This is a genomic window from Bifidobacterium sp. LH_417 (assembly GCF_056357035.1).
Genome location: NZ_JBKEVI010000027.1, coordinates 1 through 22,405, shown reverse-complemented (window position 1 = coordinate 22,405; position 22,405 = coordinate 1). Strand labels below are relative to the sequence as shown.

General features: G+C 65.4%; 17 protein-coding genes, 3 tRNA genes and 1 pseudogene. 6 read left to right on the top strand and 15 right to left on the bottom strand.

Going from position 1 to position 22,405, the window contains the following annotated elements:
• Positions 1 to 24 precede the first annotated feature (24 nt).
• Positions 25 to 138: a hypothetical protein gene (locus AC1AYR_RS11220; RefSeq protein WP_476512643.1), complete on the top strand. Its 114-nt coding sequence runs from the start codon at positions 25 to 27 to the stop codon at positions 136 to 138.
• On the opposite strand, the gene AC1AYR_RS11215 is transcribed toward AC1AYR_RS11220, so the two are convergent.
• The 3 genes from AC1AYR_RS11215 to leuC form a co-directional block, all read right to left on the bottom strand.
• The gene (locus AC1AYR_RS11215; protein ID WP_476512640.1) at positions 118 to 660 is read right to left on the bottom strand and encodes a hypothetical protein; all 543 of its coding nucleotides are present in this window, start codon (positions 658 to 660) and stop codon (positions 118 to 120) included. The two genes, AC1AYR_RS11220 and AC1AYR_RS11215, sit on opposite strands and share 21 nt — an antisense overlap.
• A 686-nt stretch (positions 661 to 1,346) precedes the next feature.
• A complete protein-coding gene (gene leuD, locus AC1AYR_RS11210) occupies positions 1,347 to 2,033 on the bottom strand; it encodes a 3-isopropylmalate dehydratase small subunit (protein WP_476512639.1) in 687 nt (228 codons plus the stop codon).
• A 156-nt stretch (positions 2,034 to 2,189) separates the two neighbouring features.
• Complete coding sequence (leuC, locus tag AC1AYR_RS11205; RefSeq protein ID WP_476512638.1) at positions 2,190 to 3,593, bottom strand: 3-isopropylmalate dehydratase large subunit; 1,404 nt, start codon at positions 3,591 to 3,593, stop codon at positions 2,190 to 2,192.
• Between the two features lie 372 nt (positions 3,594 to 3,965).
• On the opposite strand from leuC, the gene AC1AYR_RS11200 reads away from it, so the two are divergent.
• Positions 3,966 to 4,802, top strand: coding sequence for an IclR family transcriptional regulator (locus AC1AYR_RS11200; protein WP_476512637.1), 837 nt, complete (start codon positions 3,966 to 3,968; stop codon positions 4,800 to 4,802).
• Positions 4,803 to 5,050: 248 nt separating this feature from the next.
• On the opposite strand, the pseudogene AC1AYR_RS11195 reads toward AC1AYR_RS11200, so the two are convergent.
• The 6 genes and pseudogenes from AC1AYR_RS11195 to AC1AYR_RS11170 form a co-directional block, all read right to left on the bottom strand.
• A pseudogene (locus AC1AYR_RS11195) lies at positions 5,051 to 6,103 on the bottom strand (metallophosphoesterase family protein); the annotation flags it as partial.
• Between the two features lie 490 nt (positions 6,104 to 6,593).
• A tRNA-Gln gene (locus AC1AYR_RS11190) sits at positions 6,594 to 6,668 on the bottom strand.
• Between the two features lie 37 nt (positions 6,669 to 6,705).
• Positions 6,706 to 6,778: transfer RNA gene (locus AC1AYR_RS11185), tRNA-Glu, on the bottom strand.
• 2,285 nt (positions 6,779 to 9,063) lie between these two features.
• Positions 9,064 to 9,136 (bottom strand) — tRNA-Glu (locus AC1AYR_RS11180).
• 750 nt (positions 9,137 to 9,886) lie between these two features.
• A complete protein-coding gene (gltX, locus tag AC1AYR_RS11175) occupies positions 9,887 to 11,428 on the bottom strand; it encodes a glutamate--tRNA ligase (protein ID WP_476512636.1) in 1,542 nt (513 codons plus the stop codon).
• 688 nt (positions 11,429 to 12,116) lie between these two features.
• Positions 12,117 to 12,263: a hypothetical protein gene (locus AC1AYR_RS11170; RefSeq protein ID WP_476512635.1), complete on the bottom strand. Its 147-nt coding sequence runs from the start codon at positions 12,261 to 12,263 to the stop codon at positions 12,117 to 12,119.
• Between the two features lies 1 nt (position 12,264).
• On the opposite strand from AC1AYR_RS11170, the gene AC1AYR_RS11165 reads away from it, so the two are divergent.
• Positions 12,265 to 13,599: a DUF805 domain-containing protein gene (locus AC1AYR_RS11165; RefSeq protein WP_476512634.1), complete on the top strand. Its 1,335-nt coding sequence runs from the start codon at positions 12,265 to 12,267 to the stop codon at positions 13,597 to 13,599.
• 70 nt (positions 13,600 to 13,669) lie between these two features.
• Here AC1AYR_RS11165 and AC1AYR_RS11160 read toward each other — a convergent pair whose 3' ends face one another.
• From AC1AYR_RS11160 to AC1AYR_RS11145, 4 genes are all read right to left on the bottom strand, one after another.
• Positions 13,670 to 14,905, bottom strand: coding sequence for an N-acetylglucosamine-6-phosphate deacetylase (locus tag AC1AYR_RS11160; protein WP_476512642.1), 1,236 nt, complete (start codon positions 14,903 to 14,905; stop codon positions 13,670 to 13,672).
• A 279-nt stretch (positions 14,906 to 15,184) separates the two neighbouring features.
• The gene (nagB, locus tag AC1AYR_RS11155; RefSeq protein WP_476512633.1) at positions 15,185 to 15,997 is read right to left on the bottom strand and encodes a glucosamine-6-phosphate deaminase; all 813 of its coding nucleotides are present in this window, start codon (positions 15,995 to 15,997) and stop codon (positions 15,185 to 15,187) included.
• A gap of 335 nt (positions 15,998 to 16,332) precedes the next feature.
• Positions 16,333 to 17,481 (bottom strand): hypothetical protein, encoded by a 1,149-nt coding sequence (locus AC1AYR_RS11150; RefSeq protein ID WP_476512632.1) that lies wholly within the window; start codon positions 17,479 to 17,481, stop codon positions 16,333 to 16,335.
• Positions 17,482 to 17,598: 117 nt separating this feature from the next.
• Positions 17,599 to 18,258, bottom strand: coding sequence for a histidine phosphatase family protein (locus tag AC1AYR_RS11145; RefSeq protein ID WP_476512631.1), 660 nt, complete (start codon positions 18,256 to 18,258; stop codon positions 17,599 to 17,601).
• Between the two features lie 306 nt (positions 18,259 to 18,564).
• Here AC1AYR_RS11145 and AC1AYR_RS11140 point away from each other — a divergent pair, with 306 nt between their 5' ends.
• Positions 18,565 to 20,001 carry an MFS transporter gene (locus tag AC1AYR_RS11140; RefSeq protein ID WP_476512641.1) on the top strand — a complete coding sequence of 479 codons (1,437 nt, stop codon included), beginning with the start codon at positions 18,565 to 18,567 and terminating at the stop codon, positions 19,999 to 20,001.
• Between the two features lie 59 nt (positions 20,002 to 20,060).
• On the opposite strand, the gene AC1AYR_RS11135 is transcribed toward AC1AYR_RS11140, so the two are convergent.
• The gene (locus AC1AYR_RS11135; RefSeq protein ID WP_476512630.1) at positions 20,061 to 20,597 is read right to left on the bottom strand and encodes a GtrA family protein; all 537 of its coding nucleotides are present in this window, start codon (positions 20,595 to 20,597) and stop codon (positions 20,061 to 20,063) included.
• A gap of 220 nt (positions 20,598 to 20,817) precedes the next feature.
• Positions 20,818 to 21,285: a hypothetical protein gene (locus tag AC1AYR_RS11130; RefSeq protein ID WP_476512629.1), complete on the bottom strand. Its 468-nt coding sequence runs from the start codon at positions 21,283 to 21,285 to the stop codon at positions 20,818 to 20,820.
• A 127-nt stretch (positions 21,286 to 21,412) separates the two neighbouring features.
• Here AC1AYR_RS11130 and AC1AYR_RS11125 point away from each other — a divergent pair, with 127 nt between their 5' ends.
• Together AC1AYR_RS11125 and AC1AYR_RS11120 are read left to right on the top strand one after the other, a co-directional pair.
• Complete coding sequence (locus AC1AYR_RS11125) at positions 21,413 to 21,994, top strand: IS607 family transposase (RefSeq protein ID WP_476512628.1); 582 nt, start codon at positions 21,413 to 21,415, stop codon at positions 21,992 to 21,994.
• A partial coding sequence (locus tag AC1AYR_RS11120) for a helix-turn-helix domain-containing protein (protein WP_476512627.1) occupies positions 21,987 to 22,405 on the top strand: 419 nt, incomplete at its 3' end. The genes AC1AYR_RS11125 and AC1AYR_RS11120, both read left to right, overlap by 8 nt.

Below are 22,405 nucleotides of genomic sequence, written 5' to 3'. Positions count from 1 at the left end.
AGGCTCGAGGCGTTCAACAACAGGATCAAAGTCACCATCCGCATGGCCTACGGCTTCCACAACGTGAACAACCTCATCGCCCTCGTCATGCTCCGATGCGGCGGACTCGACATACACCTACCCCAACCAAGAACCTAACCCACGAAAACAGCAGAAGCCCCCAAAATAGGTTCCGTACTGATACTTCGAGGAATGGGTCAGGTTGAAATCCTGCCCCGAGACGTGCACATACCAGGAAGGCTTGCCGTTCAACATATTCGCATGCCCGTCGAGGCCACCCTTCTGAACCAGCTCATTAGCACGGGTCTGAGCCCACTTCATCAAGTCCCAATTAACGTCCAAAGCGCCGACGGCGCTGCCATCAGCGGTATTGCCAGCAATATTGGACGTGTTGTAGATGTTGGTGCTATGGTCCGCGTTCTTCGCCGCCGCAATCTGCGCGTTGGTCAGCTTGCGACGATCAGTGCGGGCGCGAAGCGCGTTGAGCTCCTGCATGTACTTGAGCGCCTGATAGACATTTGCGTCGGCGGCGGCATCAGCGCCCACCCCGTCGGCAGTCTCAGCCGCGTGCGCCGGCAGAGGCAGCACGCAGAATAGCATGGCGATGCTCGCCAATACGGCCACTGCCCCCGACAGTCGTTGTGCGATGTTCTTTGACATCTTCCTTCTCCAAACTTTCGCCTGTAGGACACCCCCGAAATGGGTGACGTCAAGGGCACCCTTGCATACGAGGCCAAGTATAGAACGACGTCTTGATAGATGGAACAGGCGGACCAGGTCGGTAATCGGGCTCCTGTCCGGCGAGCGCCGATTCGATGCCGCTGCCCTGCGACCACCCTCCGGCGCTACGCGCCACCTCCCGCCAGCGGGAGGGGAATCGGCATTGCAGCCGCACGCCCTATACACGCCACAATGCGAAGAACCGGATATCTGACGACGCCCACTCTCCAGCGTCACAAATCCCGGAGAAAAGCCCCATCATCCCGAACCCGGGACGCCGGGGGCCGCTCAGCGTCACAAATCCCGGAGAAAAGCCCCATCATCCCGAACCCGGGACGCCGGGGGCCGCTCAGCGTCACAAATCCCGGAGAAAAGCCCCATCGTCCGGGATTTCTGACGCTGGGAACTGCTCAGCGTCACAAATCCCGGACGAAAAGGATAATTCCCGGGATTTGTGACGCTGATTACATAACCGGTTGGTGTCTAGCCAGTTGGCCAACAGGCTGCACAATCAATTGATCAGTCAAATCACACAACCGATTGACCGACCGATTGACCAACCGGCTACCCAACCAATCGCAGTCAAATCGCAGTCAAATCGCAGGCAGACCGCGGCCGGACCGCGATCAGATAACGCCGCGGTCGGCCAGCGGACCGGCCCAGTCGTATTCGAGCTCGCGGGCGGGCTTGATCTCTTCTTCGGGCAGGTGCTTGGCGGGCAGGGTCTTCGGCTTGAACGGGAACTTCTCGGCGCGCATCTGCTCGTAGGCGGCGATGTCGTCCTCGTGCTGGAGCGTCAGGTCGATGTCGTCATAGCCGTTCATCAGACGCCAGCGCGTGTAGTCGTTCACTTCGAACGGCAGGGTCACGTCGCCACAGGTCACGGTACGATCCTCGAGCGAGACGGTCATCGCGCGGCCCGGCTCCTCCTCGAGGAGCTTCCACAGCAGTTCGACGCTCTCCTGCGGCATGATCGCCGCGAGCACGCCGTTCTTCGCGGTGTTGCCGTAGAAGATGTCGGCGAAGCTCGGCGCGATGACGACGCGGAAGCCGTAGTCGTGCAGCGCCCACACCGCGTGCTCGCGGGAGGAGCCGATGCCGAACTCGGGGCCTGCGACGAGAATCTGGCCCTTCGCGTATTCGGGCTTGTTGAGCACGAACTCGGGGTCGCGGCGCCACGCGTAGAACAGGGCGTCGTCGAAGCCGGTCTTGGTGACGCGCTTGAGGAACACGGCGGGGATGATCTGGTCGGTATCGACGTTGGAGCGGCGCAGCGGCACGCCCACGCCGGTCAACGTGGTGAGTTTTTCCATGATTGTCCTTTCGGGGTTTCTCCCCCACCCGGCTGTGCCGGGAGCCCCCTCCAGAGGGGCTGAGATGAACGGATTACTAGTCGGCTTCCGGGAATCGCTCCCCGGCTGGTCTTCGACTGACGGCCCCCTCGCCGGGAGAGGGCCGAGATAAACGGATTACAGATCGGCGGGGCTGGAGATCGTGCCGCGGATCGCGGTGGCGGCGGCGACGGCGGGCGACGCGAGGTGCGTGCGCGAGCCCTTGCCCTGACGGCCTTCGAAGTTGCGGTTCGATGTGGAGATCGAACGCTCGCCCGGCACCATCTTGTCCGGGTTCATGCCGAGGCACATCGAGCAGCCGGCGTTGCGCCATTCCGCGCCGAAGTCCTCGAACACCTTGTCGAGTCCTTCCTTCTCCGCCTGCAGGCGCACGCGAGATGAGGCGGGCACGACGAGCACGCGGTGGATGTTCTCCGCCTTGTGGTGGCCCTTCATGATCGCGGCCGCCTGACGCAGGTCGTCGATGCGGCCGTTCGTGCAGGAGCCGATGAACACGGTGTCGACGGCGATGTCCTTGATCGGCATGCCGGGCTTCAGGCCCATGTACGCGATGGCGCGCTCGGCGGCGGAACGCTTGGTCGCGTCGGCGATGTCCGCCGGGACCGGCACGTTCGCGGTGATCGGCAGGCCCTGGCCCGGGTTGGTGCCCCACGTCACGTAGGGGCCGAGCTGGGACGCGTCGATGTCCACCTCCTTGTCGAAAACGGCGTCGTCATCGGTCTTCAGCGTCTTCCAGTACGCGACGGCCTTGTCCCACATCTCGCCTTCCGGCGCGTGCGGACGGCCCTTCAGGTATTCGAACGTGGTTTCGTCCGGCGCGATCATGCCGGCGCGGGCACCCGCCTCGATGGACATGTTGCACACGGTCATGCGCTCGTCCATCGTGAGGTTGCGAATCGCCTCGCCGCGGTATTCGATGACGTAGCCCTGACCGCCGCCGGTGCCGATCTTCGCGATGATCGCGAGGATGATGTCCTTCGCGGTGGCGTCCGCCGGCAGCTTGCCGTTCACGTTGATCGCCATCGTCTTGAACGGCTTCAAGGACAGGGTCTGCGTGGCCATCACGTGTTCGACCTCGGATGTGCCGATGCCGAACGCGAGCGCGCCGAACGCGCCGTGCGTGGAGGTGTGCGAGTCGCCGCACACGATGGTCATGCCCGGCTGGGTGAGGCCGAGGATCGGGGCGAACGCGTGGACGATGCCCTGATCGGCGTCGCCGAGCGCGTGCAGGCGCACGCCGAACTCCTTGCAGTTCTTCTCCAACGTGCTCAGCTGGAGGGCGCTCGTCTTGTCCGGGTTCGGACGGTCGATGTCCACCGTGGGCGTGTTGTGGTCCTCGGTGGCGATGAGCTGATCGACGTGGCGCGGCTTGCGTCCGGCCAGTCGCAGTCCCTCGAACGCCTGCGGGCTGGTGACTTCATGCATGAGCATCAGGTCGATGTACAGCAGGTCGGGCGCTCCATCGCTGCCCTTCCGTACCAGATGATCGGCCCAGACCTTCTCGGCCAGTGTCGTTCCCATGGGGATTCCTCCTAAATTTCCTAGCGCAAGGTATTGTGTTTGCGCCGTGTTCGTGGTAATAGAGTATGCGGTCAACATGGGGGCAACCATGCCCCGGCCGGATTATGAGATGTGCGCGCAAGCACGCCGCCCACCGTCTGTTTTCTGTTGGAATTCCGCCGAAAACCGTCTCCCGGTGTCTTCCGTCTTCGCTCGGGTTTCCGGGTTTTCCGCGGTCTGTCGCGCGATTGCGTGGACGGTTCGCACGATGATCGTCGAGCGTAAGCGCACTCGGATTCCACCAATCGGCCATCGTCCGACGCACACCGTTCACTGCATGGTAAAATTTGCCGATTTGGCATTTCACTATGTGAGATGGTATAAACGGAAACCATGACTTCCATGCACTCAGATACCGCTGTGACCGAAGAGCCGGTCGCCGAACAGGACGCCGCCGGCGACAATACCGCAACCGTCACCGCGCAGACCGCCGAGAAGAACGACGGCGAGGTGCATTCCGGCGTCGGCGTGCTCGACAAGACCGTGAAGATTCTCGATGCCCTCGAAACCGGCCCGTCCACGCTCGGCCAGCTCGTCGCCGCCACCGGTCTGGCCCGACCGACCGCCCACCGTCTCGCCATCGCGCTTGAACGTCATCGTTTCGTGCTGCGCGACCAGCACGGCCGCTTCGTGCTCGGCTCCCGTTTCGCCGAACTCGCCGCCGCCGCCGGCGAGGACCGACTCCTCACCGCCGCCGGTCCGATTCTCCAGACGCTGCTCGACCGCACCGGCGAATCCGCGCAGATCTACCGCCGTCAGGGCGATCAGCGCGTGTGCATCGCCGCCGTGGAGCGCGCCTCCGGTCTGCGTGATTCGATTCCCGTGGGCGCGATGCTCTCCATGGAGGCCGGCTCCGCCGCGCAGATCCTGCTCGCTTGGGAGGATTCCGAGCGCATGCACCAGGGACTGCGCCACGCGAAGTTCAACGCGACCAAGCTGGCCGCCGTCCGCAAGCGCGGCTGGTCCGAATCGGTGAACGAACGCGAGGAGGGCGTGTGCTCGATCTCCGCGCCGATCCGCAACGCCTCCGGCCAGGTGATCGCCGCGATCTCCATCTCCGGACCGTCCGGCCGTATGGGCAACGCGCCCGGCCGCCGCTACGCGCCGCTCGTCATGGCTGCCGGCAAATACCTGACCGAAGCCCTCATCAAGGCCTCCTCCGGTCGCTGAGCCCGCTCTCGTTTTCGCATGGCCCCCGCCTTGAAGCGGGGGCCATTGTCATAGTCAGCCCCGCCGGCGGGGCCATAGGGCGTGACGGCACCCGTCACGCCCGCAATCCAGGGGCCATTTCATAGGCCTCCCCGTCAGCCGGACCTATTCATAGATTGCCTGATTACGGGTTTCTTGATACCCGCCCCCGCCGGCGGGGGCTCCCGGCGAAGCCGGGTGGGGGTGGCCCCACCCAAGAGCCGCACCAATCAGCTGAACAGTCCTTTGAGCTGACCCCACAACGTGGGACGGCGCAGCAGCTCATCGCCCTCGCCATCCTGCGGAGGCTTCGCGTTCAACGCATACGTGTACGCCTTCTTCGAGCTCGGCTTGCCGACCAGCTCGCCGAACTCCAACAGCTGCGTGCGCGGCTCATACGGGTGACGGCTGTCGAACTCGATCAGCCTTGTCGCACGCTTCGCCGGCGCCGGCCCATACGAGCCGAATCCGCAGGTCGGCGTCGCCGCCATCAGCACGCCATCCAATTCGCCGACGAACCAGTTGCGATGATCATGACCCGTCGCCACACCGACATAGGGGAACACATCCGCACGGGAATCCGCATCGGGACGCCCGGTCTCACCGGCATCATCGACATCGCCCACATCCGCAGTCGCCGCAGTCGCCGCAATCATCGCATCGTCGCCGCGCAGCACCGCGAACTCACGCGACGCATCCGGACAACTGATGCCCTCACCCAGATAGCCGCCAGGACGCACCCTCTCCTCATCCAGCACGTAATACTGCGCGGCGTGGTCGCGATATCCCTGCATCGCGTACGGCGTCGTCGCAGTGACGGGCTTCAGCAGATCGTAATACTCCGGCAGCGGCATGTGCTGGAACAGGACGGACCGTGCGCCGACGATCGACGGCACGCGCGCGAGGAACGCGAGCGCGTCGTCCGTCGGAGCGGCGAACCCGCCACCATGCGCGTAGTCGCCCGAGTCGAGGATGACGAGACCGAGCAGCGTGCGCGTGTGCGTCTCGTCGGCGACGGGCAGCGCGAACGTGCCCGCTGCATGCGGATAGACGACCTGATCGGGCAGCAGCGTGCGCGCTGGCAGTACGTCCGCCTCGACGCCGGGCGTCGGATTCACGCAGCCCGGAAACTCGCGGTAGATCGCGTCAAGTTCGTCGTTGGACAGACCGCACTGGAAATCGTGATTGCCGTAGGTGATGGCGAACGGCACCTTGCGCGCGATCAGCGGCGCAAGGAACTGCGCGATCGCGCCGCGCACCAGTTCGCGCGTGTGCGCTTTCGCCTCCGCGACGGAGGTAGCGGTCGCGGCGTTTGCGTCGATTGCGTCGCCGTCGTCCGCTGCGGCGGGAATGTTCCAGCGGCGTTTGCGGAACGTCGCGGCAAACGCGGGATCGTAGCCGGCGATCTGGTTGCCGGTGAAGACGACCAGATCGGGGCGGACCGCGTCCAGACTCGCCTCGATGAGTTTGACCGTATCCTTCGCGACTTTGGGACCGTCCTGGATGTCGGCGACCTGCAGGACGCGGAACTTGCCGGAATGATGGAACTGGAGCCGGCCCAACCGGGCGGACACGGACAAGGGCCGGGTATCCCCCGCCTCCGCCGGTCTGATCCTCGGCCTTGAAGACATGCCCTCGGGCGCACGTGTGTTTTCCGTCATGGCTCCTACTGTAATGCGGCGATGCGCGGTTCGTGTGGACATGTCGCGGCTGACGCGCACCGCGCGCAAGCCGTAAAAACAAGAAAACCCTCGCTTTCGCGAGGGTTTTCATTGGCTGGGGTGCCTGGACTCGAACCAAGAATGGCTGAACCAGAATCAGCTGTGTTGCCAATTACACCACACCCCAATTTGGCTGGCGTGTAACTCCGAAGAGTTCCGCGTCGTACCCCCAACCGGATTTGAACCGGTGTTGGCGCCGTGAGAGGGCGTAGTCCTAGACCGCTAGACGATGGGGGCATATTCTGTTTTCGGTGTTTCCACCGTATTGCTCGGTTCTTTGTGAACCGCGCAACGAGTGATTAATATACGCGTATGGCACCACATGCGCAAATCACGGCGTGTCGCAAGTATTTCCAACGGTTTTGCCTCGTTATGACCGACCTCACGCACCGGATACAACACATCGCGCAACGTGCGATACTGAGGCTATAGGATAGGGGCCTTTCGTGTTAGGGCGCGTATGCCCTCCCCATACGGCCCTGGCTCTCGTGCGCGCCATCTCCCGCCGGCGGGAGATGGCGCGCATGAGCCGCTCCCCGTTTCTTCCCTCCCGCCGCATGAGCCGCTCCCCGTTTCTTCCCTCCCGCCGCATGAGCCGCTCCCCGTTTCTTCCCTCCCGCCGCATGAGCCGCTCCCCGTTTCTTCCCTCCCGCCGCATGAGCCGCTCCCCGTTTCTTCCCTCCCGCTGGCGGGAGGTGGCGCGTAGCGCCGGAGGGTGGTCGCGGGCGTGGAACGTCGGGGGATTCCGCTCCTTCCTCCCGCCGTCGGGAGGTGGCGCTTCGCGCCGGAGGGTGGTCGCGCCCCGGCGGGACGATATGCGCCGATATCCGCTCCGGCGTCACAAATCCCGGAGAACAACGGCCTCGTCCGGGATTCCTGACGCTGGGCTGCGTTCAGCGTCCCGGATTACGGAGATGAGCGGCATCATCCGTAATCCGGGATGCTGAGTCTTTCCCAGCGTCCCGGATTCGGGAAATCAGCGCCTTCATCCGTAATCCGGGATGCTGAGCCGTTCCCAGCGTCCCGGATTACGGACGATAGGGCCGTTCTCCCGAATCCGGGACTCCAGCCAGCGGGGGCGTCCCGGATTCCGGACGAGGCCGTTCACCTCCGGGATTCGTGACGCCGGGAACGGCCGTCTGGAGCGATGCGGACAGCCGGCTCCGGGCCAAGGGGCGCTCTCGGGCTCCATCCACTGCGCCGACCCGCGCCGCGGGGTGCGGCGATGCTCCACTACGGCATGCGGGGATTGTGTTGTGGAGCGGTGGTGCTCCACAACAGGGTTGCAAGAGGCGGTTCGTGGGAGTCGTGGCGCGATTTGAGGGCCCGGCTGCTCCACGACTCGCGGTGGGAACGATACCGGCGGCTGTTGTGGAGCGGGCCCGCTCCACAACAGGAGCGGGAACCGGGATTGCGGGGAGTTGTGGCGCACTTTACAGGCCGGGAATACCGAAAACAGGGGTTCACTCGGGGGTCACGGCGGAATGCCGCTCCACAACAGCGTGCGGGGATTGTGTTGTGGAGCGGTGGTGCTCCACAACAGGGTTGCAAGAGGCGGTTCGTGGGAGTCGTGGCGCGATTTGAGGGCCCGGCTGCTCCACGACTCGCGGTGGGAACGATACCGGCGGCTGTTGTGGAGCGGGCCCGCTCCACAACAGGAGCGGGAACCGGGATTGCGGGGAGTTGTGGCGCACTTTACAGGCCGGGAATACCGAAAACAGGGGTTCACTCGGGGGTCACGGCGGAATGCCGCTCCACAACAGCGTGCGGGGATCGTGTTGTGGAGCGGTGGTGCTCCACAACAGGGTTGCAAGAGGCGGTTCGCGGGAGTCGTGGCGCGATTTGAGGGCCCGGCTGCTCCACGACTCGCGGTGGGAACGATACCGGCGGCTGTTGTGGAGCGGGCCGCTCCACAACGGGGACAGGAACGGGGATTGCAGGGAGTTGTGGCGCACTTTACGGGCCGGGAACGCCGAAAACAGGGGTTTGCACGGGGCAAACGGCGGGACGCCGCTCCACAACAGGCTCTCCGGCACGTGTCGTGGAGCAGACCCGGCCGGGACACGGGGCACAGGGTGCCACGCGCCGCGCGCGTCCGCCGCACACACCCTGAAAACGACCGGCCCCACACCCGAAACGACCAGCCCAACACTGGCCCCCGCCCGAAACGACCGGCCCCGCAGCGACGGACGCGTCGAATTCCAGCCCGCGACCACCCTCCGACACCACGGCGCTTCCGGCCCGCGGCCACCCTCCGACACCACGGCGCTTCCGGCCCGCGGCCACCCTCCGACGCTACGCGCCACCTCCCGCCAGCGGGAGGAAGATGAAAATCACAACCGCGCGAAGCCATGCACACCATAATCGAGGAATCCCAAAACTATGGCCTATCCAGCCCGCGACCACCCTCCGACGCTACGCGCCACCTCCCGCCAGCGGGAGGGAAGACGGGAATCACGAACACCCGGATGGGCGAATACGCGAAGACCCCGACTCGACTGAGCCGGGGTCTTCTCCGTTCGTACCCCCAACCGGATTTGAACCGGTGTTGGCGCCGTGAGAGGGCGTAGTCCTAGACCGCTAGACGATGGGGGCGTATTCATTTTTCGGTGTTTCCACCCGCCGCGGCGAACCGCAACGAGTGATTAATATACGGGAGCCGTCCGACTTCGTCAACCACGGCGTGTCACATTGTGATTCCTTGGTTGACAATCATTCTGTAACCGCTTTCCATCGTCTGCCTTTGCGGCGGACGATGGATGATGGGGACGGCTGATACGGGAGTTTCTCGGGATGAAGATGCTCCTCGGTACGGGAGAGTGGGTACCCCTCAGCACAGGAGAGTAGGTGCCCATCGGTACAGGAGAGTGGGTGCCCATCGGTACAGGAGAGTGGGTGCCCATCGGTACAGGAGAGTGGGTGCCCATCGGCGCGGGACGGAGCTCAGTACAGGGTGCCCCTCGGCACCAGGTTGCGTATGCGCGCAGACGTTGAGGTTGCGACAACAGCGGGCAAACAGACCCGCGGATAAACGAAACGGCCGTCCCATCCCGCGATGGCGGGGTGGGACGGCCGTGGCAATGGATTGCGTCGACCGGTCTGGGCGACGGGGATTGCGCGGTCGTTCTCGACGTGTTCCCGGAAACACGTTTCCCACGTTTCCGGAATCGCTCCCTCAGTCGCGGCTTCGCCGTGCCAGCTCCCTCGTGCCAGCTCCCTCGTCAAAGGGAGCCAAGGGACTTGGTATCTCTCGCGTCCCGGCACCTATGCACCGGGACGGCTCACGGCGGGAAGCAGGTCAGCGGAAGCCAGATACGAAACCGGCGAACAACCGCGCCGACCGCATCACAGGTGCGCGCGCAGACCCTTGAGACGGGCGAGGGTCAGGTCACGGCCGACGATCTCCATGGACTCGAAGAGCGGCGGGGAGACGCGGCGGCCGGACATGGCGACGCGCACCGGGCCGAAGGCGAGGCGCGGCTTGTAGCCGCCCTCCTCCACGAGCGCCTTGTTCAGCGTCTCGTGCAGGTTGTCGGTCTTCCAATCATCCTCGGAGACGCCTTCCAAAGCGGCGATCGCCAGATCGAGCACAGCGCCCGCGGAATCCTTGAGCTGCTTCTTGGCACCGTCGTCCGGCTCGAGGTAGCCCTCGGTGGACAGCAGGGAGCCGACCATGCCGGCGACCTCGCCGAGCAGGCGCACGCGGGTCTGGACGAGCGGGGCGGCGGCGGTCAGGATCGTCTTCTCGCGGTCGGTCAGCGCGTCCCAGTTGTCGGCGGAGACCACGCCGTCGCGGTGCAGGTACGGCACGGAACGGTTGAGGAAGTCCTGCGGCTCGAGCATGCGCACATGCTCGGCGTTGATGGAGATGGCCTTGTCGAGGTCGAAGCGGGCCGGGTTGGCCTTCACGTCGCGCACGTCGAACTTGGCGATCATCTCGTCCATGGAGAACACGTCGCGGTCGGGGGCGATGGACCAGCCGAGCAGAGCGAGGTAGTTGAGCAGACCCTCGCGGATGAAGCCGGCGTCGCGATGGTTGAACAGGTTGGATTCCGGGTCGCGCTTGGACAGCTTCTTGTTGCCCTGGCCCATCACGTACGGCATGTGGCCGAACAGCGGCATCTGCTTGGCGACGCCCAGCTCCATCAGGTAGCGGTAGAGCACGATCTGGCGCGGGGTGGAGCTCAGCAGATCCTCGCCGCGCAGCACGACGTTGATGTCCATCATCGCGTCGTCGACCGGGTTGGTGAGCGTGTACAGCGGGTCGCCGTTCGGACGGACGATCACGTAGTCCGGCACGGAACCGGCCTTGAACTCGATGGTGCCGCGGATGAGGTCGTCGAAGGCGATGTCCTCGTCGGGCATGCGGATGCGCAGGGCGGGCTTGCGGCCTTCGGCGCGGAAGGCCGCCTTCTGCTCCTCGGTCAGGTCACGGTCGTAGCCGTCGTAGCCGAAGGCCTTCGGACGGCCGGCGGCCACGTTGCGGGCTTCGATCTCCTCGGGCGTGGAGAAGGATTCGTACGCGTAGCCGGCTTCGAGCAGCTTGGCGGCGACGTCCTTGTAGATGGCGGTGCGCTCGGACTGGCGGTACGGGCCGTGGGGGCCGCCCACGTCGATGCCCTCGTCCCAGTCGATGCCCAGCCAGCGCAGGGATTCGAGGATCTGGTTGTAGCTGTCCTCGGAGTCGCGCTGGGCATCGGTGTCTTCGATGCGGAAGACGAGCTTGCCGCCGGTGGCGCGCGCTTCGGCCCAGTTGAACAGGGCAGTGCGGATCATGCCGACGTGCGGGGTGCCGGTCGGGGACGGGCAGAATCGGACGCGCACGTCCTTCGGCAGTTCGGGCTTGTGGTTTTTCGCGGATTCGTTCGCGTGTTCGGCTTCAGTCATGGTTCCCTATTGTGCCGCGCGCGTCGGACGCGGGTCACGGCGGACTCAGACACCGCGTTCCACGGTGATGCTCCGTACAATGAGAGGTGTCAAACGAATCGGGAGACATGACTTCGAAAGGGGAATCAATGAGTGATCCGCACGCTACGCCGCTGCCGCCGAATCCGGCACAGCAGCCCGGCAATCAGCAATCCTATGGTCAATCCACGCCGGGGACGCCGGAGACGCCGGTGACGCCGCCGGCATACGGGCAACCGCAGCAGCCGGCATACGGGCAACCGCAGCAGCCCGCATACGGGCAGCCGTACGGACAAGGACAGCCCACCGCATACGGGCAGGCCCCTTACGCCCAGCCCGCATACGGCCAGAACCAACCCGCATACGGCCAACCGGCCGCGTACGGACAGCATCCATACGGCCAGCCGGCGTATGGGCAGCCGCAACAGCCCGCATATGGACAGGGCCAGCCCGTGTATGGACAGCCTATGCCGGCGTCATACGGCCAACCGGCATACGGTCAACCGGCATACGGTCAACCGGCATACGGTCAACCGCCATACGGTCAACCCGCGCAGGTTCCCCCGGCGGAACCGACACAGCCGGGGTATGATCAGAACCCGTACGCCCAGGGCGTCGGCGCTGTGCCGTCTACGTCCGCTCCGGCAGCTCCCGCCGATACCACGGCCCCTCAGTCTCCGGTGATTCCCCCGGCGGAACCGGTCGCGAATCCGGAACCGGTCGCGGCTCCGACGGCCTCCCCGACCGCCCCTGCCGTCTCGAACGCATCGAACGAACCGAACGAACCGAACGAACCGGACGACGATTCCGATGCCACCGTGCTGGGCAGTGTCCACACCATGACGCCCGCCGCCGATGCGACTCCGGCGGAGAACGCTTCCGGTTCACCATCCGACGCCAACCAGCAGCCCGGCGTCGGCGCTCCGCTCCCCGAGTTCTCTACCCCGCAGGCAGCTCCCCAATACGGCCAGTCGGCGCAGGTGCCGCCGTACGGCGGACCGTCCGCCATCGGCAATCCATATGCTCCGGCGGACGGCCCGGCACCCGCACCGGCACCGGCACCCGCACCGGCACCCGCTTTCAATCAAGCAAACGGTCCGGCACCCATGCCCGGCGCGAACGCCCCCTACGGCGCGCCGACGACCGGCCAGTACGTCTACACCGCCGCCGAGCCGTCGTTGGACGAGCCGTACTATGGCTGCCCGATCTTCACGGCGTTCGCCCGCTTCTGGCAGAAGTACGTGGTGTTCTCCGGACGCGCCTCGCGCAGCGAATTCTGGTGGGTGGTTCTGTGCAATGCGATCATCGGAGCCATTCTCGGAATTATCACCGCCATCATCTATGCGACCACTGATGTGGATCTCGGATTCATCATCACTCTGTACCAGCTCGCCGTGCTCATCCCGACGCTGTCGCTGTCGGTCCGCCGTCTGCATGACATCGACAAGCCCGGCTGGTGGATGGCGATCATCTACGGATCGTTCGCCGTGGCCGCGATTCTTGAAATCCTAGGCAGTACCTCGTTCCTCATCGGCGGTTTCGGCAGTCTGTTCGGTGGCGGCAGCGGGTATGGCGTGGCCGCAGCCGGCGGCGGCATTCTGTTCATCATCGGCGGTCTGCTGGATCTCGCCATGGGTATCCTCTACATCGTGCTTATGGCGACGCCGAGCAAGCCGGAAGGCGCCCGATTCGACAAGATCCCGGCCGGCGCAGCCCCGTATGGCGCGCCGATGACAGGAACCGCGGCTCCCTATGGCGCCGCACCGACCGCGGGGAATCCCTACGATGCGGCACCGGCTCCCGGCGCTCCGGCACCGTTCGGCGTACCGGTTCCTCCGCAGACATCCGACCCGAACGCCGTCCCCGTGTACAGCACCTCCACGCCGGGGTATGACGACGGCGAGATGCCGGCTCCGCTTGCGCCGCAGGACCTGCCGCCGCAAGGCGATGCCGCCGTGACTCCCGCAGCAGCCACCGACACGAGCACCGGCGCTCCGGCGGAAGTGCCGGACGTGCCGTCCGCCCCGGTTCCTCCGCAGACATCCGACCCGAACGCCATCCCCGCGCCCGCGCCGCAGCAGCCGGATGACGAAGACGGCGATATGGACGCGACCGTGCTGGGAAGCTTCCCGCACAACGGCGCCCGGCCGTAACCCAGCCGGCCGTAACCCGGCCCGCCACGGCCGGCCGTAACCCACAGCCGGCCGTAACCCGCCGAACCACTCACGCGAGGTTGCGGCCGGCACACCATACGTGACGCACCGTCCACGACTCCGGATCGATGAGGTTGAAGTCGGCCGCGTAGCCGGCGGCGAGCAATCCGATCGGCGCCCCGGTCACCGGGTTCGGCAGGTCGAATCCGAAGGCGCGCGCCGGCGTGAGCGTCGCCGCCTCCACGGCCGCCGCGGGCTCGAATCCGAGGTCGAGCACGGCCCGCCGCACCGCATGCTCCAACACCAGCGTGGAGCCGGCGATGGCCCCGTTGGAGACGAGCCGCGCATGTCCGTCGACCACGTTCACATCAAGCTCGCCGAGCTTGTATGCACCGTCCGGGCACCCGGTGGCGGCCATCGCGTCGGTCACGAACGCGATCCGGTGCGGCGCGAATCCGAATCCCAATCGCACCATCGGATCGTCCACGTGGAATCCGTCGTTGATGAGTTCGATGGTGACGCGCGGGTCCTCCACCGCCGCGGGAATCGGCCCGGGATCGCGATGATGCAATCCGTTCATCGCGTTGAACATGTGCGTCATGATGCCGGCACCCGCGTCGAATCCGGCTTGCGCCGTCGCATAGTCGGCGTCGCAATGGCCGATCGCAGGGACGACGCCCGCCGCGGCGAACCGTCGTATCGCCGCAATACCGTGCTCGAGTTCCGGCGCGATGGTGACCTGCCGGATGCACCCGAGACGTCCGGACCCGCCGACGCCGGCGGCCGTGTGCCTGCCGGCAGGCCGCCTGGCCGCGGCACGTCCGCCGGCACCGCCAGCGCCGCCGGCACTCCCGCCGCGCCCGCCGGCACCATAGACTCCGCCCGCTCCGGCCACGTATCCGGACGCCTCCAGCATCTCGTCGACGATGTCGTCGACCGGGTCCTTGAGACAGTTCGGATCATGCGCACCTTTGCGTTTCACCGCAAGGAACGGCCCCTCCAGATGGCATCCGAGGATGTCCGGACGCCCCGACGCCATCGCCTCGCGTACCGTGCGAATGTTGCGGCACATCACCTCCACCGGATTCGTGATGAGCGACAGCACCTGCCGTGTCGTGCCGTGCACCGCATGCCCGGCACGCGCCACGTCGATGCCGTCGGCACCGTCATCGAACGAACGTTCCCATGCACCATGCGCGTGGATGTCGACGTATCCGGGCGTGAGGATCATGCCGCCCGCGTCGATCACCGCGCCGCCCCCGCCCGACGCACCCGACGCACCCGACGCACCCGACGACTCCAACAACCCGGACGCATCGCGCGTCGCGGCGGGATCGATGCCGACCGTGCGGCACGCGTGCTCGAACGCCTCCTCGCCCGCGCCGCCGCGCGCGACGCCGGTCGCGACGATCACGCCGCGCGCGTCCGACACCACCCACCAGCCGTCACGCACGCCACGCGCATCCACCTTGCGGCTCCCGCGGATCGCGACGGGCCGCGGAGCACCATTGAGCGCGGCCGTCACCCGCGCGACCGTCTCGCTGCCATCCACCATGATCGATCTCCTTTCACACCGACGTCGCCGTCAGATTCCCTGCCAGACCGGCTTGTGCGCATAGGCATACCGGTAATAATCCTTGTGCCGCAGCCGCGACGCCGCCTCCTCATCGATGATGATCGTCGCATGCGGATGCAGCTGCAACGCGCTCGCCGGGCAGAACGCGGACACGCCTCCTTCGACGGTCTCCTCGATGGCTTCGGCCTTGCCCGCGCCGAACGCGAGCAGCACGAGATGGCGCGCTTTGAGAATCGTGCCGATGCCCTGCGTGATGCAATGCGTCGGCACCTGGTCGATGTCGTCGTCGAAGAAACGCGCGTTGTCGATGCGCGTCTGCTTGGCGAGCGTCTTCACGCGAGTGCCCGACGCGAGCGACGACCCCGGCTCGTTGAATCCCACATGACCGTCGGTGCCGATGCCGAGAATCTGCACGTCGATGCCGCCCGCGGCCTCGATCGCCGCGTCATAGGCCGGTCCGGCCGCCGCCACGCGCTCGCCGTCCGCGAGCGGCGCGCCGTCGAGCACGTCGCCGGGCACGTGCACGTTGGCGGGGTCGAGGCCGAGGGGTTCCACGACGGTGCGGCGGATGGTGGAATGGTAGGACTGGGGATGATCGAGCGGCAGACCGAGGTATTCGTCGAGCGCGAATCCGCGCACATGCGACACGTCGATGCGTTCCTTCTGTACGATGCCCGCGAGCGCCCGGTAGGCGGCGAGCGGGCTTGATCCGGTGGCGAGGCCGAGTACGGCGTCCGGTTTCGCCGTGATGAGGTCGGCGACGCAGCGTCCGTAGATCGCGCCGGCTTCCGTTTCGTTGTTGACGATGATGATTTCCGCCATGATGCTTCCTCGCATTCTGTTCCGCATGATGCGCGTCCGCCGCGTATGGTTCTCGCACTGGTGATGGGGGTGCTTCGCCGTGCGCGTCGCGTATCCGACCGGCTTCGTCGCCGGTCATGGCGTTCGCCATGCTGCCATTCATCGTAATAGCCCCGCACCATTACTGCAAACCTTCTTTACAATAACGGCGCGGGGCATGAGGGGCGCCCCGGCGACCACCCTCAGTCCCGCCAAGCGGGACAGCTCCCGCCAGCGGGAGCGGAGGTGGGGGCAGTTCGCCAGCTCAGCGGGAGCGGCGGTGAGGGACAGCCCGACAGCGGGGAGCAGGGTGAGGCTCAGCCTTTGACGTGGGCGAATTTGGCGGCGAGCGCGGCCTTGTTGCGCTTCTCGTCCTCCTCCTTCGCCTTCTTCTTCGCCGCGGCCGGGTCCCACAGCACGTCTTCGCGATGCTTCGCCCATTCGGCGCCAGCGAGCGGCGCGACGAATGCGGCGGTCGCATCAAGCACGGCCATGTCGCACGTCGAAGACGAAGCGTCGCCGGACTCGGCGGCACGGGCGGCGGCACTGCAGGTGCCCGCGGTGCCGGCCTCCGCACCCGCCACGCCGGCACCGTCGGACGCGGCGGCAGCCGCTTCGGCGAGCGCGGAGGCGCGGGTGGCGAGCAGGTCGCGGATCTGGGTGTCGGTCAGGCAGATGCGCGGCACGGCGATCTGTTCGCGCAGTTCGTTGACGACGAGCAGCAACGGCAGCACGGCCTTCACGGCGGAGTCGTCCACCGGCGTATCGGCGGCGACCGGAACCGCGGGGCCGGTGGCGGTATCGTCCGCGACGGCGTCGAGCAGCGCGTCGCATACGGTGAGCGCGACCGCGAACCGGTGCGCCATCGCGTCGACGAGTGCGGCCGGCGGCTCGTACGTGTCATCATCGGCCGGCACCGGAGCGTCACCGATATTCGCACCATCACCCGCAGTACCGGCGTCATTCGCACCAGCATCATTCGCACCAGCATCGACCGTGTATGCGCCGCCGTCGAACGTGCCGTCGTTCACGGCCGTCTCGACGGCGTCCAGCATCTCATGCACGCGCACGGACGCGGCGTCGTCCCACGTGACGCCGAGATCGGCGGCGGCGTCGTCGACGAGCGTCGCGTCGCCGGTCGCGGCGAAGTCGGCAAGCGCGTCGTAGGCGTCGTTGGCGGCGAGCAGCGCGTCGACGATCGGCTGTGGGCGTCCCGGAATCGCGTCCGCGCCTTCGTACACGTATTCGGCGTCGGGCACGGTCACGTCCTCGCCGGTGAGGATGCGGGCGAAGGCGCGCGTCACGCGCACCTGCAGGTTCTCGCCGTACTTCGCGTCGTTGTCCATGCGCATCGCGTCGGTGAGCGGCCAGAGCGCGGTCAGCCGCGCGGCCTCGCGCGCGGCCTCGCGCACGGCGGGCAGTTCGGCCACGCGCGCGATTGCGTCGGTGTTCAGTTCAGTCATCATGCTCCTTTGCGTCCCACGCAGGAGACCCGCGGCGGCCGACCGCTGCCAGTCTCGCTGACGCCCGACAGCTCCCGCCAACGGGAGCAGACCATATCCGGTGTCGATTCTAGTGTGCGTCTATGCGATTCCGGCGGCGGGGTCGACATACGTGATGGACATCACACGGCCGGTCTCGCAGTCGAACGTGATCGAGGTGATCGAGGCGAGCGCCGTCTTGCGCAGGAACATCCAGTGTTCGGCGTGACCGGTTTCCAGCAGGTGGCGGAACGACCAGATCGGCGATTCGTGGCTGACGACGATGATCTGCTCGCCGGGGTGTTCGTGGACCTTCTCGCGCGCGAAGTCGCCGACGCGGGCGGCGATGTGCGCGTAGGATTCGCCCCAGCTGGGCCTCCACAGGTTCGCGACGAGCCTCCAGTTGCCGTTCTTCCACAGCGCACCCTCGCCATGGCCGATGCGGCGGCCGCGGAACTCGTTGCCGGCTTCGATGACGCGTTCGTCGGTGGTGAGCGCGAGCGGCTCCTGCCCGCGCGCCTCACGCACCGGGTTCAACGCGTCGAGGATCGCGCCTGCGGTCTCGCGCGTGCGGTCGAGCGGCGACGAGTAGACGGCGGAGACGGTGTTCATCTGCGGACTGGCGGCGATGTACGCGCCGGTCGCCTCGGCCATGCGGCGGCCCACGTCGGACAGGTGGAAGTCGGGCAGACGCTCGTAGATCACGTGGCCGGGATTATGCACCTTGCCGTGACGGACGAAGTGGATGGTGGTGGCGGTCATCGGTCGGTCTCCTTTGCATGCGGACTGATACTCACGGATACCCATTCAATCTACCGCGAAAACGCCGCGTGTCGCGGCGCACGCGCGCGTAGAGTTGCCGCCGACGCAAACGTGCATGCACGACCGGAAGTCCGCGAGGTTTTCGACTTCTCTGCGGGGCATCGGGGACGATGATGCACTCCTTTGCGCGACCAATAGGACAGCACACATCATTCGATGAGGGCCCCGCCGGCCGACGCCACGGCCTCCGGGGGACATCCAATCGGGAGCGGAAAGGAGCGGTGCAGCATGTCCAGACACGACAACATGACCACACGACGCACGGGAGTCACCGGTGCGATCCGGGAGGTCGCCGGCAAGGTGTTCGGCGGATATGCGGAGCTGCTGCGCATCCCGCATACGGCACGGTATTCGATCGGCGGCGTCATCGCATGCATGCCGTTCCCGATGATCGGCATGACGATCACGATCTCCGTGCAGCATTACTACGGCAACTATTCGCTTGCCGGCATGCTCACCGCGCTTCAGGCGATCGCGCTGGCGATCGCCACTCCCCTACTCGGCAAGCTCACCGACAAGTTCGGCCAGCGGCAGGTGTCGATTCCGACGATCATCGTGTGGATCGTCGCGGCGATCGCGCTGACCACGTCGATCACGAACCGCGCGCCGGAATGGGTGCTGTACTGTCTCACGCCGTTCCTCGCCGCCATCCCGCCGTGGGGCGCGATGAGCCGCGCCCGCTGGACGCGTCTGCTCAAGGGCGACCGCGAACGCACCGACCGCGCGCTGTCGCTGTGCGGCGTGCTCGACGAGTGCATGTGGGTGGTCGGCAACCCGCTCGCCTCGACGCTGGCGGTGATCTCCGGCCTGCTCGCGTTCTCGTTCACCGGCGTGTGCGTGATCGTCGGCGCACTGATGTTCCTCACGGAGCTCACGACCGAGCCGCCGTCGCAGTCGGATCTCGCGAGGGCGGAAGGCATCTCGCGCAAGGAGTACCGCGCACGCGAGGCGGCGAAGGCGGAGGCGCTGCGCGCCGAGACCGCCGCCGAGGAGACGCGCCGCCGTCTGCGCGAGCAGGGCGTGACCGACGAGGCAATCGTTTCACGTGAAACACTGCGTGCGCTCGAAGAGGCGAAGAGCGGACGGAAGGCGTCGATCTGGGGGCCGGGCCTCATCGCCGTGTGCGTGACGTGGTTCGGCCTGGGCGCGTTCCAGTCGGCCGCCGGCATTTCGATCATCGCCTTCGCGACCGAATCGAACATGAAGCAGTACACGGGATTCGTGTTCGCCTGCTTCTCGATCAGCTCGCTGTGCGGCGCACTCGTGTACGGCGCGAAGAACTGGACCATCCCGCTGTGGAAGCGGTTCTACTTCTGCCTCGCGGTGGTGAACATCGGCATCGGGTCGTTCCTGTTCGCGAAGCACCTGTGGGTCATCATGATCATCTACCTGCTGATCGGCGTATGCCAGGCGCCCACATGGATCAACGGCAACCAGCTCATGCTGCACCTCGTGCCGCCGTCACGCCTGACCGAGGGCATGGCGTGGATGGGCGCGATGAACTCGATCGGCTCGTCGGCCGGCTCGGCGATCGCCGGCCAGTTCATCGACCGCATGGGCTCGCACGGCGGCTTCCTCGTGGTGACCACGCTGGCGCTCGTCTCGCTGGCCATCGCGTTCATCGGCATCAGGCAGATCAAGAGCTCCACCGAGCAGCCCACGCTCACCGAAGTCGCCGTATAGCGGAACGGCCCCACTCATGACGAGTGGGGCCGTTCCGTTGCGCCCGAATCGGAATGGGCCTACTTGGGCCAGCCCTTCGGGGTGTGCTCCAGAGACCAGACGCCGAGCTTGTGGGAGAAGCTGTTCTCCCATTTCTCTTCGAGCTGTTCGGCGGTGAGGCGGTTCTCGGCGGACTTGAGGCGGTTCATCGCGTTCGTGTGAGTGTCGTCGAGCAGCCACTTGCGGATGAGGAAGTTCCACACCATCACCACGGCGGTGGCGATCAGCTTGCCGACGTTCGTGCGCAGCAGGTATTCGGCGTGCTGCGTGACGTACGCGTCATGGTTCATGCCGTAAGTGGAAATCCAGATGATCGCGTCGTTGATGAACAGGCCGATCACCGCGCCCACGACGAAGATGACGATCTCCATCCAGCGGGCCATGTCGTCACGGTGCTTGAACACGAACTTCATGCTCGCCAGGTAGTTGAAGATCAGCGAGATGATGAACGAGATGGTGGCGGCGACCACGTTGTGCATGTGGAACACGCCGACCAGGATGTTAAGGATGCCCCAGTCGATGATGAAGGCGATCACGCCGACGATGCCGAATTTCATAAGCTGTGCGATCAGTTTTCTCACAAGTGGCCATTCAACACCATCCATCTGACCGAACGGCCCGCTCCCCGCCATCCCGCCGACAATCTCCCCATTCACCGTGGCGGCTGCAGAAACCGTCACAACATTCCATTAAGTGTTGAAATGGGAATCGCACATCAGTCGCACCCTAACGCAAAGTGGTATGGACTGGGACTGCGCTGGTCGTGATTGACCGTTTTCACCCATTCCCATGAGCGATTGTTTCCCAGCCGGTTCCATCCGTCGAATCCGACGGGTTGTACATCAGGCGCCAGACGACGGAATCGGCGGGAGACATCGACATCGTACGGGAGTTAAAACTGGAACAGGCATATTCCATCACAAAGCTCGCTTGGGTTCCCTCGACATCCTTGTTGGAGGGTTTTGAAGAATCGTTATAATAATCATGCTCGGTATAGGATATTTCCTTGATTTCACATCCTCTCATGAATGAGGAGTCGTTGATGATATGTCTGGCCCCTTCATTCAATACCTTATGGGTGAACAATCTGGATTCGGAGATCGACACACGTGTGCGTGACGAATCAAGAGGCGGCTGAATCAAGGCAAGTCCCATCTGGCGGCTTATCAGATAAGCCAGTACCACCACAACGATACCGATAATCAGAGGGTAAACAATCCCCGACGCTCTACGCTTCACACGCATACCGGCACTGTAGATGGGAGCACTGACGTTAAGGATTATTGCGGGTCCGCTGTCACAATACCCTAGGGTTGTGAACTGCTGAGGCTTTGGTTTGTTTTGCCTTGTTGGTGTGTGGTATGATTTGCCTGTGCGTGCGAAGGAATGGGCGGCTCGTGAGGGTTTGAACGAGCAGACGGTGTGGAAGTGGTGCCGTGAGAACCGTATGCCTGTTCCCGTGGAGAAGGCCGGGGGCGTGTGGCTGGTCCACGACCCGAAGTATGAGAAGACGGATATGCCGGCGACCGGTTCGCGCGTCGTGTGCTATGCGCGTGTCTCGTCCTCCGATCGGAAAGCCGACTTGCAGCGTCAGGCGGACAGGTTGAAGGCGTTCGCCATCGATCTGGGAGCGAGGGACATCGAGGTCGTGTCGGAGACCGGTTCCGGCATGAACGACAAACGTCGCAGATTGAACCGCATCCTCGCCGACCCGACCGTGGGCACGATCATCGTGGAGCATCGGGATCGTCTGGCCCGTATGAACGCCGGACTGGTCGAATCCGCGTTGAACGCGCAGGGACGACGACTGATCGTCGTGGACGATTCGGAGTTGGATGACGACTTGGTGCGTGACATGACCGAGGTGTTGACCTCGTTGTGCGCCCGACTGTACGGGCGGCGTGCGGCGAGGAGCAAGGTGGAGGCCGCGTTGAGGGCGGCGCGTGATGCTTGAGGCCGTCAGGGTGGCGTTGGACCCGACGCCGGCGCAGGAACGGTTGCTGTCGTCGCACGCGGGGGCGGCTCGGTTCGCGTACAACGCGGGTCTCGCCCATGTCAAGGCCGCCATCGAGGCCGGGGAGGGGCCGGAATGGTCCCTGTATGCGCTGCGCCGCTGGTGGAACGCGAACAAGGACAAGCTGGCCGTGGATGCGGACGGGAGACCGTGGTGGCGGGAGAACTCGAAGGAGGCGTACGGCAGCGGGCTCGGATCGTTGGCGGACGCCCTGTCGAACTGGTCGAAGAGCCGCAAGGGCGAGCGAAAAGGTCGCAGGGTCGGGTTCCCGAGGTTCAAGGCGAAGGACCGCGCCACGCCACGGTTCGCGTACACGACCGGCAGCTTCGGCCTCGTCAAGGACGACCCGAA

Bases quoted from the DNA above. Each gene is read 5' to 3' on its own strand.
- gltX (WP_476512636.1), bottom strand. From the start codon at position 11,428: ATGACTGAAGCCGAACACGCGAACGAATCCGCGAAAAACCACAAGCCC.
- AC1AYR_RS11200 (WP_476512637.1), top strand. From the start codon at position 3,966: ATGACTTCCATGCACTCAGATACCGCTGTGACCGAAGAGCCGGTCGCC.
- AC1AYR_RS11145 (WP_476512631.1), bottom strand. From the start codon at position 18,258: ATGACCGCCACCACCATCCACTTCGTCCGTCACGGCAAGGTGCATAAT.
- nagB (WP_476512633.1), bottom strand. From the start codon at position 15,997: ATGGCGGAAATCATCATCGTCAACAACGAAACGGAAGCCGGCGCGATC.
- AC1AYR_RS11130 (WP_476512629.1), bottom strand. From the start codon at position 21,285: ATGCGTGTGAAGCGTAGAGCGTCGGGGATTGTTTACCCTCTGATTATC.
- leuC (WP_476512638.1), bottom strand. From the start codon at position 3,593: ATGGGAACGACACTGGCCGAGAAGGTCTGGGCCGATCATCTGGTACGG.
- leuD (WP_476512639.1), bottom strand. From the start codon at position 2,033: ATGGAAAAACTCACCACGTTGACCGGCGTGGGCGTGCCGCTGCGCCGC.
- AC1AYR_RS11135 (WP_476512630.1), bottom strand. From the start codon at position 20,597: ATGAAATTCGGCATCGTCGGCGTGATCGCCTTCATCATCGACTGGGGC.
- AC1AYR_RS11150 (WP_476512632.1), bottom strand. From the start codon at position 17,481: ATGATGACTGAACTGAACACCGACGCAATCGCGCGCGTGGCCGAACTG.
- AC1AYR_RS11215 (WP_476512640.1), bottom strand. From the start codon at position 660: ATGTCAAAGAACATCGCACAACGACTGTCGGGGGCAGTGGCCGTATTG.
- AC1AYR_RS11140 (WP_476512641.1), top strand. From the start codon at position 18,565: ATGACCACACGACGCACGGGAGTCACCGGTGCGATCCGGGAGGTCGCC.